The sequence below is a fragment of the Rhodobacteraceae bacterium D3-12 genome, assembly GCA_025916135.1.
GTDB lineage: Bacteria > Pseudomonadota > Alphaproteobacteria > Rhodobacterales > Rhodobacteraceae > JAKGBX01.
In genome coordinates this window covers 1,353,007-1,368,670 of record CP104793.1, presented here as the reverse complement: position 1 = coordinate 1,368,670, position 15,664 = coordinate 1,353,007, and the positions used below count along the sequence as shown (strand labels likewise).

Here is a 15,664-nt window from a genome sequence, read left to right as displayed (position 1 = left end):
CCAAACATTCGCGCGGGATCAACCCGCCACCCGCGCGGGCGGGCGGGTGGGGCGTGGGTGGCGGGTTGATCCCGCCTACCGCTGCCGGCGCAATCGCAAGGCCTTGAAAACCTCTCCGGGCAGGATCGCCGCGCATTGGGCATAGCGCCCCGCCATCCGCTTTGGCGCGCTCATCATCCGCCAAAACCACTCCATCGCAATTGCGCGCACCCAAGCTGGCGCGCGCGATTGCGAGCCTGACAGAAAATCCAACCCCGCCCCGATCGAGGCAAATCCAACACCCGGCAACCGCCCCCGCCCCGCCGCAGCAAACAGCTCCTGTTTCGGCGCGCCCAGCGCGATAAACACCAACCCCGCCCCCGATGCCTCGATCCCGGCAAACACAGGCTCCGCCCCCGGCCCGGCTGCATCAAACCCCATCGGCGGTGCAATCTTCGTGGCAATCTCCAAACCCGGCACCAATCGGCACATCTCTTCCGCCGCCGCGCCAAGGCTCTCCTCGGTCGAACCGACCAAAGCCACGGTCACCCCCGCCCGCGCTGCCTCCTCGGCCAGCGGCAAAACCATGTCCGATCCGGGCACCAGCGAGACATTGCGCTTTGCCAATCGCGACAACCAAACAATCGGATTGCCATCCGCCACCACCAGATCCTGCGCCGCATAGGCCGCGCGAAACACGTCCGAGTCGCGCAGCTTCACAAGATGATCCAAATTGATCGTCGCCAAAGCAAACCCGCGCCCATCGGCAAACCGCGCCTGCACCTCGTCCAAAAGCGCGCGCTTGTTGCGCAGGTTCACTTCAATCCGCGTCTCCCCAAAGCTGAATTCCATGGCGCTGCCCTTCTTCTCCGGCACCCCTTTGGCCCGGTCATACTGGATCATGCCCTCTTTTCATGGCACAACCCAAAAGAAGCAACGCCCCAATCGGATTAACTTCAAGGGTTTACCGACCTTTCGCCGCAGTATCGCCCATTTTATCGACCAGTTTTTGGGGCCATATGGCCCGCAATCAAACAAGAGACGAGCACAGCTGATGATCATCTCGGCCAATCGCCGCCCGCACCTGCGCCCACGCTTGCGCCGGGCACCTCTCCTTGGCAACAGGACACAAGCATGAGCGCGGTCGTACTTGTCGGATGCGGGTTTGTCGCCGATCTCTATATGGGCGGGCTTGCCACCTTCCCCCATATCCGCGTGCTTGGCGCGTTTGATCGTGATGCACCGCGCCGCGCCGCCTTTTGCGAGCACTGGTCAATCCCCGCCTTTGACACCCTGCAAAGCGCGCTCGCCGCGCTGCCCCCTGACGGGCTTGTGCTGAACCTCACCAACCCGGCATCGCATGGCGTGATCAACCGCGTAGCACTTGACGCGAACCGCCATGTGTTTTGCGAAAAACCCCTCGCGCTCGACCTTGCCGAGGCCGAAACCCTGATCGCCGATGCCGCCGCCAAAAACCTGCAACTCGCCTCCGCGCCCTCTTCGGTATTGGGCGAAGCGGCACAGCTTTTGATCCACGCCACCCGGACCGGCATCGCCGGAACGCCCCGGCTGGTCTATGCCGAGCTTGACGACGGCTTCATCCCTCAAGCCCCGGTCGAGGACTGGCGCTCCGCCTCCGGTGCGCCTTGGCCCTATGTCGACGAATTCGAAACCGGCTGCACGTTGGAACACGCGGGCTATTACCTCAGCTGGCTGATCGCCATGTTTGGCCCCGTGACCCGCGTTGTCGCCGCCTCTGCCGAAGTGCTGCCAGACAAACGTGGCATCACCGGCACGCCTGATTTCTCGGTGGCAACGCTGTTTTTCGCCTCCGGCCCGGTGGCGCGGCTCACCTGTTCTATCGCCGCCCCCACGATCACCGCATCCGCGTGATCGGCGATGACGGCGTGCTCGCGGTCAAAGAAGCATGGAACAACGCCGCTCCGGTCAAATTCCACCGCCGCTTCCGCCTGCGCCGCCGCCTGCTTGAACACCCTTTGGGCAAACGCCTGAAACCAAATGGAAAAACCCACCCCAAGGTCAAACGCACCGGCGCGGCGGCAATGAATTTCGCCCTCGGCCCCGCCGAAATGCTCGACGCCATCGCATCGGGCCGTCCCAGCCGCCTCGCCGGAGATTTCGCCCTGCACCTGACCGAGGTTACGCTCGCCATTCAAAACGCCGGCCACTCGGGCGCGACGGACATCCGCTCGACCTGTGCCGCGATGGAGCCGATGCCATGGGTCTGACCATCGTGATCACCGGCGCCGCCGGCTTCATCGGCCAAGCCACCGTTGCCGCCGCCCTGCGCCACGGCCATCACGTGCGCGCCATCACCCGCCGCCCGACCGATCTCTTCCCCAATCCGGTTGAAACCATCGCCCTCGACCTTGCCGAGCCAACCGACACGCTCGACCACGCGCTTGATCAGGCCGACGTGGTGATCCATGCCGCCGCCTCGATGAGCGGCGATCCCGCCCGCACCGCCCGTGACACGCTCACCGCCACGCAAAACCTGCTCACCGCGATGCAGCAAACCGCCCCTCGCGCCCGCCTCGTTCTGCTCAGCTCGATCACCGTTTATGACGCCACCGCCACCACAATCACCGAAGACACCCCGCTCGACCCGCACCCAACCCGCCGCGACACCTACGCACAGGCCAAACTCGCTCAGGAAGCCGCCCTCGCAGGCACGCCAATCGAGACGTGGATCGCCCGGCCCGGCGCGGTCTTTGGCCCCGGTCGCATCTGGAACGCCCACCTCGGCCCCACCTTCGGCCCGCTCCTGCTGCGTCTCGGCTCGGCTGGGGAACTCCCGCTCCTCACCCGCGAAAGCTGCGCCGAAGCGCTGATCAAAGCCGCCGAAACCCCCGTGCCCGGCGGTGGCCATCACCCGCTCAACCTTGTTGCGGACGACCTGCCGACCCGCGCCCGCTTCCTCGCCGCGCTCGGCCCACACGCCCCGCGCCTCAGCTTGCCGTTCCCTTGGACGCTGCTCGCCCTCGTCGGCACCCTTCTGTCACCCCTGCCCATCCGCTTGCCGGGTCTGCTGCGCCCGCGCACCCTGCGCGCGCGCTTCGGTGCAAAAACCTATAGCAACGCCCGCGCCCAGTCCGCGCTAGGCTGGCGCGCTGGCCAACCCTTTGAAAACGCCATGCGCGCCGCATTGGAGCCGCCGCTATGACGCTTCGCATCGCCTATCTCACCGGGGAATACCCCCGCGCCACCGACACGTTTATCCAACGCGAGGTCGCGGCCCTGCGCGCTCACGGGCTCGCCGTTGAAACCTGTTCCATGCGCCGCACCGGCCCAGAACACCACGTCGGAGAAGAACAACGCCAAGAAGCCGCGCGCACCTTTCATGTGCTCGAAGAGACCCGCAAACCGCTCCACCTGATTTCAACGCATTTTCAAACACTTCTGCGCTCTCCCTCAAGTTATTTCAAAGCCCTTTCTCTGGCGTTGAAAACCTCGCCCGGCGGGATCAAACCAACCCTCTACCAACTGATCTACTTTGCCGAGGCCGCAATCCTCGCCCGCCACCTGCGTGACAGCGGTGCCGAGCATTTGCACAACCATATCGCCAAAAGCTCCTGCACCGTGGCCATGCTCGCCTCTGCGCTGTCCGGCATCCCCTACAGCTTCACGCTGCACGGCCCCGATATCTTCTTTGAACCGATCCACTGGCGCCTTGATGAAAAGATCAAACGCGCCAGCTTCGTGGCCTGCATCTCCGATTTCTGCCGCTCTCAGGCGATGAGCTTCTCGCGCCCTGCCGACTGGTCCAAACTGCACATCATCCATTGCGGCGTTGACCCCGCTCGCTATGCGCCCAAGCCGCGCAAACGCGGCGCCCAGCTGCTCTTCGTGGGTCGCCTCGCCGCGGTCAAAGGGCTGCCCGTGCTGTTTGATGCCCTCAGCCAGATCAACCACCCCGGCCTGTCCCTCGCCATCATCGGCGATGGCCCCGATCGCGCCGCGCTCGAACGCCAAGCACAACAGCTTGGCCTCGCCGACAAGGTTGATTTCATGGGCTACCGCTCCCAAGCCGAAGTTGCCGCCATGCTCGCCGACACCGACCTTCTCACCCTGCCCAGCTTTGCCGAAGGCGTTCCGGTTGTCCTGATGGAGGCGATGGCCGGCGAAGTGCCCGTCGTCACCACCCAAATCGCTGGCATCCCCGAGCTGGTCGAGCACGGAAAATCCGGCCTTCTGGTGCCTCCGGGCAACATGAAGAAACTCGCAGAAGCGATTGAAGAAATTCTGAAAAACCACGATACATCCACCAAGATGGGCCAAGCAGGCCGCGCCAAGGTCATCGCCGACTTCAACAGCACAGACGAGGCCAACCGCCTCGCCCAGCTTTTCACTGCCTATCACACCGAAAACCGGACGGAACACACCCCGCCAATCCGACCAGAGGTGACACCATGACCCGTGCAACAATCGGCGCCGTGATCATCGGGCGCAACGAGGGCCAGCGCCTGATCAATTGCCTTACCTCGATGCAGGGCGAAGCCACACGCCTTGTCTATGTTGACAGCGGCTCCACCGACAATTCCGTGGCAGAGGCCCGCGCCGCCGGTGCCGAAGTGGTCCTTCTCGACACCTCCGAACCCTTCACCGCCGCGCGCGCGCGAAACGCCGGGTTTGAGGCGCTTGCCACCGGCCCCAACCCGCCCGACTACGTGCAATTTGTCGATGGTGACTGCACCCTCGAACCCGGCTGGCTCACCCACGCTGCCACCGCGCTTGATAACCAACCCGACATTGGCATCATCACCGGATGGCGCGCCGAAATTCACCCCAAAGCCTCGGTTTATAACGCGATGTGCGATTTCGAATGGCACCGCCCACCGGGCGACATCACCGCCTGCGGCGGCGATATGATGGTCCGCCGGGAGCTGTTTGAAACCCTCCAAGGTTTCAACCCCCGCGTCATCGCCGCCGAGGATGATGAATTCTGCAACCGCGTGCGCAAATCCGGCGCGCGCGTCCACCGCCTGCCCATCCCGATGACCCACCACGACGCCGCCATGCACCGGTTTACCCAATGGTGGCAACGCGCCATCCGCTCCGGTCACGGCTTTGCCCAGGTGGGTGATCTGCACCCCACCCATTTCGTTAACGAACGCCGCCGCGTCTGGCTGTTTGGCGCGGTGCTGCCGTTCCTTGGGCTGGTCGGGCTGGTCTTGTTCAAATGGCTGTTCTTTCTGGTTCTGCTGGCCTATCTCACCTCCTATATTCGCACCGTCGAAGGGCTGCGCAAAGCCGACCTGCCGCTTAAAACGGCGCTCCATCACGGGGCCTTGCTGTTTTTGTCAAAGTTCCCCAACCTCATCGGCATGACCCGCTATTGGAAGCGGAAGCGCCGTGGCTGGGACATGGAAATTATCGAGTATAAATGAAGGGTTACACGTAAAATGTCAGGTGAAATCAGGGTTGGCATCATCGGCGCGGGCTATATCTCTACGTGGCACGCCGATGCGATCCGCGCCACACGCGGCACCCGTCTCGTCGCGGTCTGCGACACCTCGGCCAGCGCGGCAGACGGCTTCGCCGCCGCCTATGGGCTCACCGCCTATAGCAGCCTTGAGGGGATGCTCGCCGCCGGTGTGGTTGACGCCGTCCACATCACCACGCCCCCCAACCTGCACCACGCCATCGCGCTGCAATGCATTGCCGCTGGCGTGCATGTTCTGGTCGAGAAACCCGTCGCCATGTCCGGCACCGAAACCGCCGAAATCGCCGCCGCTGCGGCCGCCAAAGGTGTCACCTTCACCCCCGGTCACAACTTTCTCGGCATTCCAGCCTATGGCCGCCTCAAATCCGCCATTGCCGAGGGGCGCTTGGGGCGCGTTTCCACTGCCGAAATCACCTGGGCCTTTCCTCTCGGCCCGCTGCGCGCTGGCCCCTATGGCATCTGGCTCATGCGCGAGACAAAGAACCTCCTGCTCGAACTCGGGCCGCATCTCTTCGCCTTTGCCCGCGACCTCTTTGGCCCGGTCGAGGTGCTGCACCTCGAAACCGCCAAACCCGTCGACTTGCCCGGAGGCGGCACCCGTCCGCAATCCTTTCGCATCATGGCCCGCGCCGGTGATGTCGAACTGCTCCTCACGCTCAGCCTTGTGGAAACCCATGACGACCGCTCCCTCACCCTGCGCGGCTCGTCAGGCATGGCGCGGCTCGATTACGCCAATGACACGCTCACCATCGCGGCGCCCAATACCTCTGACCTCGTGGTCAACCCGCTCCGCGCCGAGCTCGCTCAATCTTGGGCCCACCTGCGCGAAGGCACCCGCAACGCCGCCCGCCAGCTGACCTCACTTAATCAGAAATCCCCCTATGGGCTTTCCTTCCGTGGCCTCTGCGCTGAATTCTACGCAAGCCTGCTTGAGAAACGCGCCATAACCGGCTGTTTTTCCGCCGATAATGCCACCGACACGATGCAAGCCATCGACGCCGCGATCGCTCTGCTTCCGCCCGAACCAAAGCTGCGCAAACCGCGGGGCAAACCCAAGCCCGACACGATGGTGATCGGCGGCACCGGCTTTATCGGCCGCGCGCTCACCCGCAAATTGGTGGAACGCGGCCACGATGTGCGCGTGCTCTCACGCGGGCAAACCGGCCCCTTTACCGACATCGCCAATCATGTCGAAACCGTCGGAGTATCCCTCTCGGACGAGACCGCGCTCACCGATGCGATGCAGGGCATCAAATACGTCTACAACCTCGCTCGTTCGCTTGATGACACATGGGAGGCGGCGCTCAAAAACGATGTCGCCACCGCTCTGCGCATCGCCCGTGCGGCGCAATCCGCCGGGGTCGAGCGGCTGGTCTATACCGGCACCATCGCCTCCTACGACATGTCCGACCCGGCCCAGACCATCACCGAAAACACCGATTTCGGCCCGCTAGAGGCGCGCAACATCTATGCCCGCTCCAAGGCCGAATGCGAACGCCGCCTGATGCAAATGCACCGCGACGACGGCTTGCCGCTGGTCATCGCGCGCCCCGCCATCGTGGTCGGCGAAGGCGGGCCGCTGCAACATTGGGGCATTGGCCGCTGGCACGGCGCTGGCGCGGTCAAACTCTGGGGCAATGGCCGCCATATCCTGCCCTTCGTGCTGATCGACGATTGCGCCGACGCCCTTGTGCGCATAATCGAAACGCCCGAAGCCGTCGGTCAAAGCTTCAATCTCTCCGGCGAGCCGATGCTCTCCGCGCGTGACTATTTCGATGCGATTCACAGCGAACTTGGCGCCCGGATCAAGGTCTCCTCTGGCCCGCTCACGCTCTATTACGCCGCCGATGCGATCAAATTCTTCCTCAAGACCAAGATCCTGCGCCGCAAGGGCCAAACCCGCCCCTCGCTGACCGATTGGAAAAGCCGCGCGCATTTCTCGCCCTTTGACAATGCCAAAGCCAAAAGCGTTCTCGGCTGGCAGCCCGAAACCGACCGCACCGCTTTCATCAAAGCGGCCATCACTCGCGCCAATCTTCTGGGCTTCTAGCAATTTTGGCGGCCCAGAGCCAAATTACCGGAAAAATTTGGCTACGAGCATAATTTCGCCCAAGTTTTAGAGTTGGATGCACAAAACAACAGGCACTTTGCCATATGCGAAAACCACAAGTAAACTCGCATGGCACTTCCCAACGGGAAGAATAATTGGAATTTGAGACGTGACGGGCAGAGAGCAGACACTTGCCAATCCGATATTGCCGGGCCAGCCCGAAGGGCGCGACCATGTCTGATGAGCGCCCCACATTCACCCGCAAATCGCGCGCCCGCCTTAACCCAAAGGACCGCGCGCGCCTGATCTCCGAATTTGCCGCGCTGTCAAACGATCCCGCGCCCGAGACCTTCGATCTGCCCTATGTGGATGACGTCGCGGATGACGCCGATCTGCCCGACGTTATGCCTGCCGATGCGCCCCCCGCCGCGCCAGAAGGCGCAAAGGACGTTGCGCCCAAGGTCGCCCCCCCCGAGATTGCCGCAGAGCAAGCACCCGCCCCAGAGCCGGAACCGGAACCAGCGCCGGAACCAGAACCGGAACCGGAACCCGCCCCCGAACTCGCCTCTCCCGAGACGATCTGGAGCTCCCTCGGCGCGATTCCCGTTGACCCGAAACACCTTGAACGCAACCTGATCATCACCGCTGGCCGGCACGACCCGGCCCATGGCGCGTTTGATGTGTTGCGCACGCGGCTGGTGCAAACCCTGTTTGAAAACGACTGGAAGCGCGTCGGCATCACCTCGCCCACCCGCGATTGCGGCAAGACGTTCACCGCCGTGAACCTCGCCATTTCCCTGTCGCGCTATGAAACAAATCGCACCGTTTTGATGGACATGGACATGCGCAACCCCTCGGTTGCCAATGTCATCGGCGCGAACGACCCGGCCAGCATGGGCGATTTCCTACAAGGGCGCGATGCCCCCGCCAGCTTCTTCAGACGCCTTGGCCGCAACGCGCTCAACATCGGAAGCAACCTCGCCGTGGGCCTCAACAATCGGGTCGAGCCCTATGCCTCCGAACTGCTGCAAGATCCGCTCACCGATGCCGCCCTCGCGCGCATGATGGATCAGCTTGACCCGGATGTCGTGCTCTATGACCTGCCCCCGGCCCTCGCCTTTGATGACGTCATCGCCTTCAAACGGCACTTTGACGGTATCTTGATGGTCATCGGCGGCGGCACCACCAAAAGCGCCGAGATTCAGGAATCCATGCGCCGTTTGGGCGATGATGTGCCGTTACTTGGCGTTGTGCTCAATCAGGCCGAAGGTGAAACGCGCATGGGCTATAGCTACGGCTATTGAACCGCGGGCGTTAAGCCTTGCTCGCGCGGCTCGACAACAGGTTGACCAATTGGCCAATCCCCTCTTTCACCAGCCCCGCAAAACTCCACAGCAGCGCAGCCAAACCAGCCAGCACAGCGATCCAGATCAGTTTCTTGCGTCGCTGCTCACCGGGGCTTGTCAGGTTCGGAATGGCGATCACGGCCTTGACGTTCAGTTGCCGCTCCAACTGCGCAGGGGTGCGGATCACCGGGTTCATCATCTCAAGCACAAACGCCAAGCCAACCCCAAGCACCGCACTCAGCATCGCGCCAAGCGCCACTTTCTTCTTGCGCGAACCCGACACCGGGTTCTCCGGCACCAGCGCATTTTCCAGCACCTCGATCCGCTCGAACTGCTCCTGACTGGTCAAAAGCTGGCCCATCTCGGCCTCGGTCGCGCCGCGCGTGATCACCGCATATTGTTCGCTCAACTGGTCCAGTTTGCGGGTCAGGATACCAAACTGGCGGTCCACTTCGGGCGCGCTGGCGATGGCGGCCTCGATCTGGTCGATGCGCTGTTGGATCAACGCTTGCTGCTCGCGCAGCAATCCGCTCTGCCGCTCGATCACTTCCTCGCGCTGGCGCGTCCGGCTCGCATCCAACTCGATCAGCCGCTGCTCGATGTCCAGCAAGGTTGCTTTCAACGTCCCCAACTCATCGCGCTGCGCCGCAACGCCCGCGGGCAAATACCGGCCGTTCTTTTCCTTGAACGCGGCAATCTGCCCTTCCAGCGTTGCCATCTCCGCCTCAAGCCGCGTCGCTTCGGTCTTGAAAAACTCAAGATTCTGAAGCGCCGCAGTCGAGCGGCGCTGCCGGTTCAACGTCACCAGTTGCTCAAGGAAATCATTGGCCATCGCGGCGGCTGTCGCCGCATCGGAATCATTGACCGAAATAATCATCCCGGTCGGAATTCGCGCCGCCCCCCATTGCGCATTCGGGTCGGTGATCTGGGTGATCCGCACGCTTTCCCGCAGGGTCGCAATCTTGAGACCTTCCGAGAACCCCGTTCCCTCATACAGCCCGTACCGCGCCACCATCGCGCTCAGATTGTCACGCGCCATCAGCTTTTGTTCAAGAATCCGCAGCCGGTGATCCACCGTGTTATTCGCCGTCGTCCCCGCCGCCGCAGGGTCGGCCACCGCCGGGCTTTCGATCTGTGCCACCGCCGTCGCCTCAAAGGTCACTGGTTGGCCCAATGTCCACCAGATCGAAAATGCGGTGCCAGCCAGCACAACAGCAATGATCAACACGATGCGCCGCCGCATCATGTTCAGGAAATCCCCAACCGACTGAATCTGGCCCATTGTCCAAACTCCATATCTGGTGCGAAATTCCCTGCCCCCGCAGGAATTCAGCTGAAAAAAATACGCCTGCGCGTCACCGGGGAAAGAACACCTTTCCACCCCCTCATGCTCAAGCCAGACTAACTTAGGCTATCTGCCCAGATTTCGCCACTATTTTCACGATTTTGCCAGAAACACAGTGTTTCCCACGGGGCAACGACCTCATCCTGTTGGCTGCGACATAACTCAACAAAAACAAAATCCTATCGCAAAAACATCATGCACAACATCACGCCAGATAGCTTCAAAATCTGGCCCCTCAAACCGCCACGGGCAAATTCCGGCACATTTCTGCCGCAAAACCGCGCATCAAAACCCGCCTCCTGCGCGTCAACAACAACGTCAAGATCGCTAAACTCCATCCATTCGGCGGTGATCGGATACTGCAATTTGTAAACCGCCTCCTTGGCCGAAAAAATCAATCGCCCGCACCGCCCGCGCGCCGCCTCCGGCAGCTCTGCCAAACGCGCCCGCTCCTGCGCGCCCATCACACTGTCCCAAAGGTCACGCGGCAAATCCTCTAACGGTTCCACATCCACCGACAGGCTCCGCCACGTCTCGGATCGCGCGATCAACGCCACGCAAACCCCCTCGCAATGCGAGATTGAGCCGACCACGCCATCGGGCCAAACCGGTGCGCGGTCGTCGCCCATCGGCACCGGCGCGGGGGGCATACCCAACTGAGCCATCGCCCGGCGCGCCGCCGCCCGCCCTGCGAAAAACTCTGCCCGCCGTTTCGGCACCGCCGCGCGCATCGCTTCGGCTTCGACACTAAACGCGCCCGCCAGATCTCCGCCCGCCGCCTCGCCCTCGGGCCGGATCTCGGGCCGGATCACTGCACAAGCGACACCAGCGGGCAAAACCGCCCTCAAAGCGGTTTCAATTTGGTCAGTCCGCGGCTCGCCCAACGCCCCGCCTCACGCCCGCGCCATACGTCGGCGCGCACGCATTTCGCGGCGCTTGGACATGGTCCCGTCGGGAGTCTCAACCGGTGGCGCAACGGCTGCGGGTATCTCTGCTGGCGTCCCGCCACCATCGCTCAACGCGCGCACCCGTTCTGACAAGCCGCCCAGCGTGGGAAACCGGAAAATGTCGGTGATCGCCAGCCTCGGCGCGCCGCACGTCTCGCGAATTTCGCGATGCGCCTGCACCGCCAAAAGGGAATGCCCGCCAAGGTCAAAGAAACTGTCCTTCGCTCCAACCCGCTCAACACCCAGCACCCGGCACCAGATCGCCGCGATATCCGCCTCGATTGTGCCTGCATCCGGCGAAGCGACCTCTGCCGCGCCCGCCGCCTCTGGCCGCGCCGCGCCACCGGTGTTGGCACTCGCCCCCCGCGCCCGGGCGCAGGCAGCGCCTTGCGGTCCACCTTCTTGTTCGGGGTCAGCGGAAACGCATCAAGCCGCACAAAATGCGCCGGCACCATAAATTCCGGCAAGTCCTGCCCCAAGGCCGCCTTCAACGCCGCCTCATCCAGCACCGCATCGCTCAGCATATAGGCCACCAGACGCACATCGCCGGGGCTGTCCTCGCGGGCCATCACCACCGCCTGACGGATGCCCGCCTGCGCGGCCAACTGCGCTTCGATCTCGCCCAATTCAATGCGGTACCCGCGCAGCTTCACCTGATGATCCGCCCGCCCAAGGAAGTCGAGCTTGCCATCGGCCCGCCAGCGCACCAGATCACCGGTGCGATACATCCGCTGGCCGTGGAACGGGTTGTCTACGAACCGCTCCGCCGTCAAATCCTCGCGCTGCCAATAGCCGCGCGTCACGCCTGCACCGCCGATCAACAGCTCTCCGGCCACGCCGACGGGGCAAACCTCGCCAGCCTCGTTCAGCACATAGACCTGCGTATTGGCAATCGGTGCGCCGATGTTCACCACGCCTTCGCCCGCGCTGGCGGTTTCGGTGGTCGACCAAATCGTCGTCTCGGTCGGCCCGTACATATTCTCGATGCTGGCACGCGTGATCTGGCCGAACTCCTCGACCAGCGCACCGGGCAAGGCCTCGCCGCCGATCATCAAATGCTTCACCCGGCCCAGCGCCATCCGCGCCTCTTCGTTCATCGCAATCATCCGCGCAAGGCTCGGCGTGCATTGCAGATGCGTCACCCCATGCCGCACAATCTGCGCCGCGATCGAGAAATCCTCCTCCGCCACGCCGCTCGCTTCATTCGCCCGCGCATGCACCTCGGCCAAGGGGCGCAAGCCCTCCAACACCATGTCCGGCGCGATGCCGTAATCAATCAGACAGGCAATTTCACCCACCCCGATGCGCTTCAACTGCTCCACCCGGTCAAGACAATCCTCAACCGTGCCAAACAGCCCGCTATCCTCGAAATACCGCTCAAACGCGAATTCAAGGATACCGTCCATCTCATCCCCGGTCAGCTCGCCAAGGTCGAGCTGAAACGGGTTTTCCACGCCCTTGGGCTTCTTGAACGCCGGAAACGCCCAGGCATATTGCTTGATCAGCCCCGCCGCCGCGCGCAGGTAATCCTTCATCGGCCCGCGTGCCACCTCCCGCGCCCGCGCACGGCTGTCGGCGACATAGGTGTGCAGCATCATCGTCACGGTGAAGTTCTCGGGGTCATACCCCGCCTCGCGCAACGCCGCGTGGTAAATCTCGATCTTGCCGCGCACCTCTTCAATGCTCTGGCCCAGCAGGTGGGTGAGCACATTCGCCCCCACCGATCCCGCCTCTTTCCACGTCTCCGGGTTGCCCGCCGTGGTGATCCACACCGGCAATTCCTTGGACACCGGCCGCGGCTGGGTCAGCACCGCAACCTCCTTGCCCGAGCCATTGGGAAACGCCACCTCTTCGCCCCGCCACAGCTTGCGCAGGGTGTCGATGCTCTCAAACATCGCGGCCTTGTTGTTGGGCGGCGCATTTTCGGGGCGCAGCACAAAATCATCCGGCTGCCAGCCGCTCGCAATCCCCATGCCTGCGCGCCCGTTGGTCAGGTTGTCGATCACCGCCCATTCCTCGGCCACGCGCAGCGGATGGTGCAACGGCGCCACGCAAGAGCCCGATCGCACCGCGATATTTTCTGTCACCGCCGCCACCGCCGCGCCCGTCACCGCCGGGTTCGGATAAGGCCCGCCAAAGGCATGGAAATGCCGCTCCGGCGTCCACACGGCGGAAAACCCGTTGGCATCGGCAAACTTCGCCCCTTCCAGCAGCATCCGGTATTTCTGCTTGCCCGGCCCGTCGTCATTGCCCCAATAAAACAGGCCAAACTCCATGCCCTTACCGGTCACGGCAATCCGCCCCTGGCTCACCAAGGTGCGGCTCTCGTCCCCCGACAGGACCAGCTTGAACCCCCGCGCCAACGTCCAGAACAGCTCAAGCACCGAAATATCAAAGCTCAGGCTCGTTACCGCAAGCCAGACCGAGCCCGCCGCATGGTCAATCCGCGCGTCCATCCCGGCAAAGAAGTTCGCGACATTGCGATGCTCAACCATCACCCCCTTGGGCCTACCGGTCGAGCCGCTGGTGTAGATCATATAAGCCAGATCACTGCCCGCCGCCCCGCTTTCCACGGTGCTTTCGGGCGCGTCCGCCACCCTCGGGTCGGTATCAATCACCAACACCTCGGCCTGTGACGCCGGCAGCACGCTCTGCGTCGCCTCTGTCGTCACAATCACCGGCGCGGCGCTGTCCTCGATATAAAGCGCGATCCGGTCCGCCGGATAGGCCGGGTCCAACGGCACATAGGCCCCCCCGCCTTCAAAATCCCCAACGCCCCGATCAACAGGTTCACGCTGCGCTCGCTCGCCAAACCAACCAGCGTGCCGGGCTTTACGCCCATCTCGCGCAGCACATGCGCCACCTTGTTGGCCCGCGCATTCAATGCGCCATAGCTCAGGCTCTCCCCCTCGCAAACCAACGCCTCGGCCTGCGGCGACTGCGCCACCTGCCGCTCAAACGCCTGATGCACGCAAAGCTCGGCGTCAAACGCCACTTCGGTCGCGTTCCACTGGCTCACCAGCATCTCGCGCTCGCTGTCGGGCAGCACCGGCCATGCATCCGGCGCAATCGCCTCAAGGCCCCCAACCCGGCTCAGATGCTCCAACCGCCGCGCCCATATCTGCGCCAGCGTCTCGCTCACCCGGGTGGCATCATACACCAACCGGTCCGGCGCAAACGTCATCGCCGTTCCGTCAACCAATCCGCCCTCCGACAATCCGATCATCGGTTGACCAATCCGCCCGATCTCGCGATCTCGAAGCTGAAGGTCCAAGGCGAAACACGGCGCCTTGCGCGCCACGCTTACATCATCGCCAAACCGCAGCGGCACCCAGCCGCTGACATAAGCGCTTGCGGTGTTGGCGGCGTCCGCGTCCTCAGCAAAGGCCAGATCGGCAACCCCATGCTCGGACAAAGCCGCAACAAGCCCCGCCGCCAGCGACAAAACAGCATCGCCCTCAACACCCAGATCAAGCGCAATCTCGCGCGGCTCTGCCACCGCGCCCGCGCCGATCCCGGCCAATTCCGCCGGAACCATCACCTTCAAACGCCCGCGCCACCGCGCTTCACCCGCCGCTGCGCGCGCCATCTCCGCATCCACTGCGGCCACATCCGGCCCGGCCACCAGCGAGGGCAACACATCCCCCTTCGCCATCGCCGCCGGTAGATCCACCGCGCCACCATCCAGCGTCGTGATCCCGGACAGCACCACCGCCCCCTCGCCACAGGCGACGCAAACCGCCTCGCCGTCGACCTCCAGCACGGTTCCCGGCGCGGCAGCCGCCATCGGCTCGCGCGGGATCGCCGCGCCCTCTACGGCCATAACCACGCCGCCCGCCTCGATCTTGGCCACGGCCAGCGGGTTCCAATAGGGCCCATGATCCAACGCACGCACCATCCGCGCCACATCCTGCGCCGACGCGGTGAAATCCAGCCGCCCCGCCGCCGCCGGGCGCTTGGCCTTGCCGTAATAACTGCGCCCCTCGCCCGGTTGCGCCACCACCGGCACCGGGTCCAGCGCCAGCTTGTCCAACACAGCCCCGAACGACCCGATCGCCGCCTCATAGGCCTTGGTGTTCAACGTCAACGCCGTGTCATTCTCTGTGATGTCAAACATCACCTGCTCAATGATCGCGCCGGTATCGGCCCGCGCCTCCGTAATGTGCCAGGTGATACCGTGACGAGCCTGCCCTTCCAGCATCGCCCAGACCGGCGCATTCAACCCGGCATAGGCGGGCAGCGGCCCATCATGGAAATTCACCGCGCCCCGCTTGGGCAAGGCCAAAACCGCCTCGGGCAACATGTCCAGATTGGCAATCGACAACAGCCAGTCATGCGCGACACCGCTCAACCGCTGCTCCAAACCCGCGCCCGGCTGGATCACCGACAGACCGGATTTCACCGCCCATGCCGCCACATCCGGGTTGCGCGTCACCATCGCGGCCAGCGTCCCACCGCTTGCCAACACCTTCTCGGCGCATTGAATGGCAAGGCTCTCGTTGCCGATAATCACATAACTCTGAACACTCATTT

The 15,664-nt window shown here is 63.5% G+C and carries 8 protein-coding genes and 2 pseudogenes; 6 read left to right on the top strand and 4 right to left on the bottom strand.

The genetic code is table 11. The features are described 5' to 3' along the window. Positions 1–75: 75 nt before the first annotated feature. Positions 76–831 (bottom strand): WecB/TagA/CpsF family glycosyltransferase, encoded by a 756-nt coding sequence (locus N4R57_06765; GenBank protein UYV39525.1) that lies wholly within the window; start codon positions 829–831, stop codon positions 76–78. 282 nt (positions 832–1,113) lie between these two features. Here N4R57_06765 and N4R57_06760 point away from each other — a divergent pair. The 6 genes and pseudogenes from N4R57_06760 to N4R57_06735 all read left to right on the top strand — a co-directional run bounded on the left by N4R57_06760 (position 1,114) and on the right by N4R57_06735 (position 8,797). Beyond that, positions 1,114–2,228 (top strand): annotated as a pseudogene (locus tag N4R57_06760) (Gfo/Idh/MocA family oxidoreductase). After that, positions 2,219–3,163 carry an NAD(P)-dependent oxidoreductase gene (locus N4R57_06755; GenBank protein ID UYV38733.1) on the top strand — a complete coding sequence of 315 codons (945 nt, stop codon included), beginning with the start codon at positions 2,219–2,221 and terminating at the stop codon, positions 3,161–3,163. The pseudogene N4R57_06760 and the gene N4R57_06755 overlap by 10 nt, the downstream one beginning before the upstream one ends. Beyond that, entirely contained in the window at positions 3,160–4,413 is a 1,254-nt protein-coding gene (locus tag N4R57_06750) for a glycosyltransferase (protein ID UYV38732.1), read from the top strand. Before N4R57_06755 ends, N4R57_06750 begins: the two co-directional genes overlap by 4 nt. Beyond that, on the top strand, positions 4,410–5,387 hold the full coding sequence (locus N4R57_06745; protein ID UYV38731.1) for a glycosyltransferase: 978 nt from the start codon (positions 4,410–4,412) through the stop codon (positions 5,385–5,387). The genes N4R57_06750 and N4R57_06745 overlap by 4 nt, the downstream gene beginning before the upstream one ends. Before the next feature lie 15 nt (positions 5,388–5,402). Continuing rightward, a complete protein-coding gene (locus N4R57_06740) occupies positions 5,403–7,493 on the top strand; it encodes an NAD-dependent epimerase/dehydratase family protein (GenBank protein UYV38730.1) in 2,091 nt (696 codons plus the stop codon). Between the two features lie 233 nt (positions 7,494–7,726). Next, entirely contained in the window at positions 7,727–8,797 is a 1,071-nt protein-coding gene (locus tag N4R57_06735; protein UYV38729.1) for a CpsD/CapB family tyrosine-protein kinase, read from the top strand. 10 nt (positions 8,798–8,807) lie between these two features. On the opposite strand, the gene N4R57_06730 is transcribed toward N4R57_06735, so the two are convergent. The 3 genes and pseudogenes from N4R57_06730 to N4R57_06720 form a co-directional block, all read right to left on the bottom strand. Beyond that, positions 8,808–10,121 carry a chain-length determining protein gene (locus N4R57_06730; protein ID UYV38728.1) on the bottom strand — a complete coding sequence of 438 codons (1,314 nt, stop codon included), beginning with the start codon at positions 10,119–10,121 and terminating at the stop codon, positions 8,808–8,810. Positions 10,122–10,363: 242 nt separating this feature from the next. After that, a complete protein-coding gene (locus N4R57_06725; protein ID UYV38727.1) occupies positions 10,364–11,068 on the bottom strand; it encodes a 4'-phosphopantetheinyl transferase superfamily protein in 705 nt (234 codons plus the stop codon). Positions 11,069–11,077: 9 nt separating this feature from the next. After that, a pseudogene (locus tag N4R57_06720) lies at positions 11,078–15,662 on the bottom strand (LLM class flavin-dependent oxidoreductase). Positions 15,663–15,664: the final 2 nt, after the last annotated feature.

Coding starts and splice junctions, on each gene's coding strand:
- N4R57_06750 (UYV38732.1), top strand. CDS start 3,160: ATGACGCTTCGCATCGCCTATCTCACCGGGGAATACCCCCGCGCCACC.
- N4R57_06765 (UYV39525.1), bottom strand. CDS start 831: ATGGAATTCAGCTTTGGGGAGACGCGGATTGAAGTGAACCTGCGCAAC.
- N4R57_06745 (UYV38731.1), top strand. CDS start 4,410: ATGACCCGTGCAACAATCGGCGCCGTGATCATCGGGCGCAACGAGGGC.
- N4R57_06740 (UYV38730.1), top strand. CDS start 5,403: ATGTCAGGTGAAATCAGGGTTGGCATCATCGGCGCGGGCTATATCTCT.
- N4R57_06730 (UYV38728.1), bottom strand. CDS start 10,121: ATGGGCCAGATTCAGTCGGTTGGGGATTTCCTGAACATGATGCGGCGG.
- N4R57_06735 (UYV38729.1), top strand. CDS start 7,727: ATGTCTGATGAGCGCCCCACATTCACCCGCAAATCGCGCGCCCGCCTT.
- N4R57_06755 (UYV38733.1), top strand. CDS start 2,219: ATGGGTCTGACCATCGTGATCACCGGCGCCGCCGGCTTCATCGGCCAA.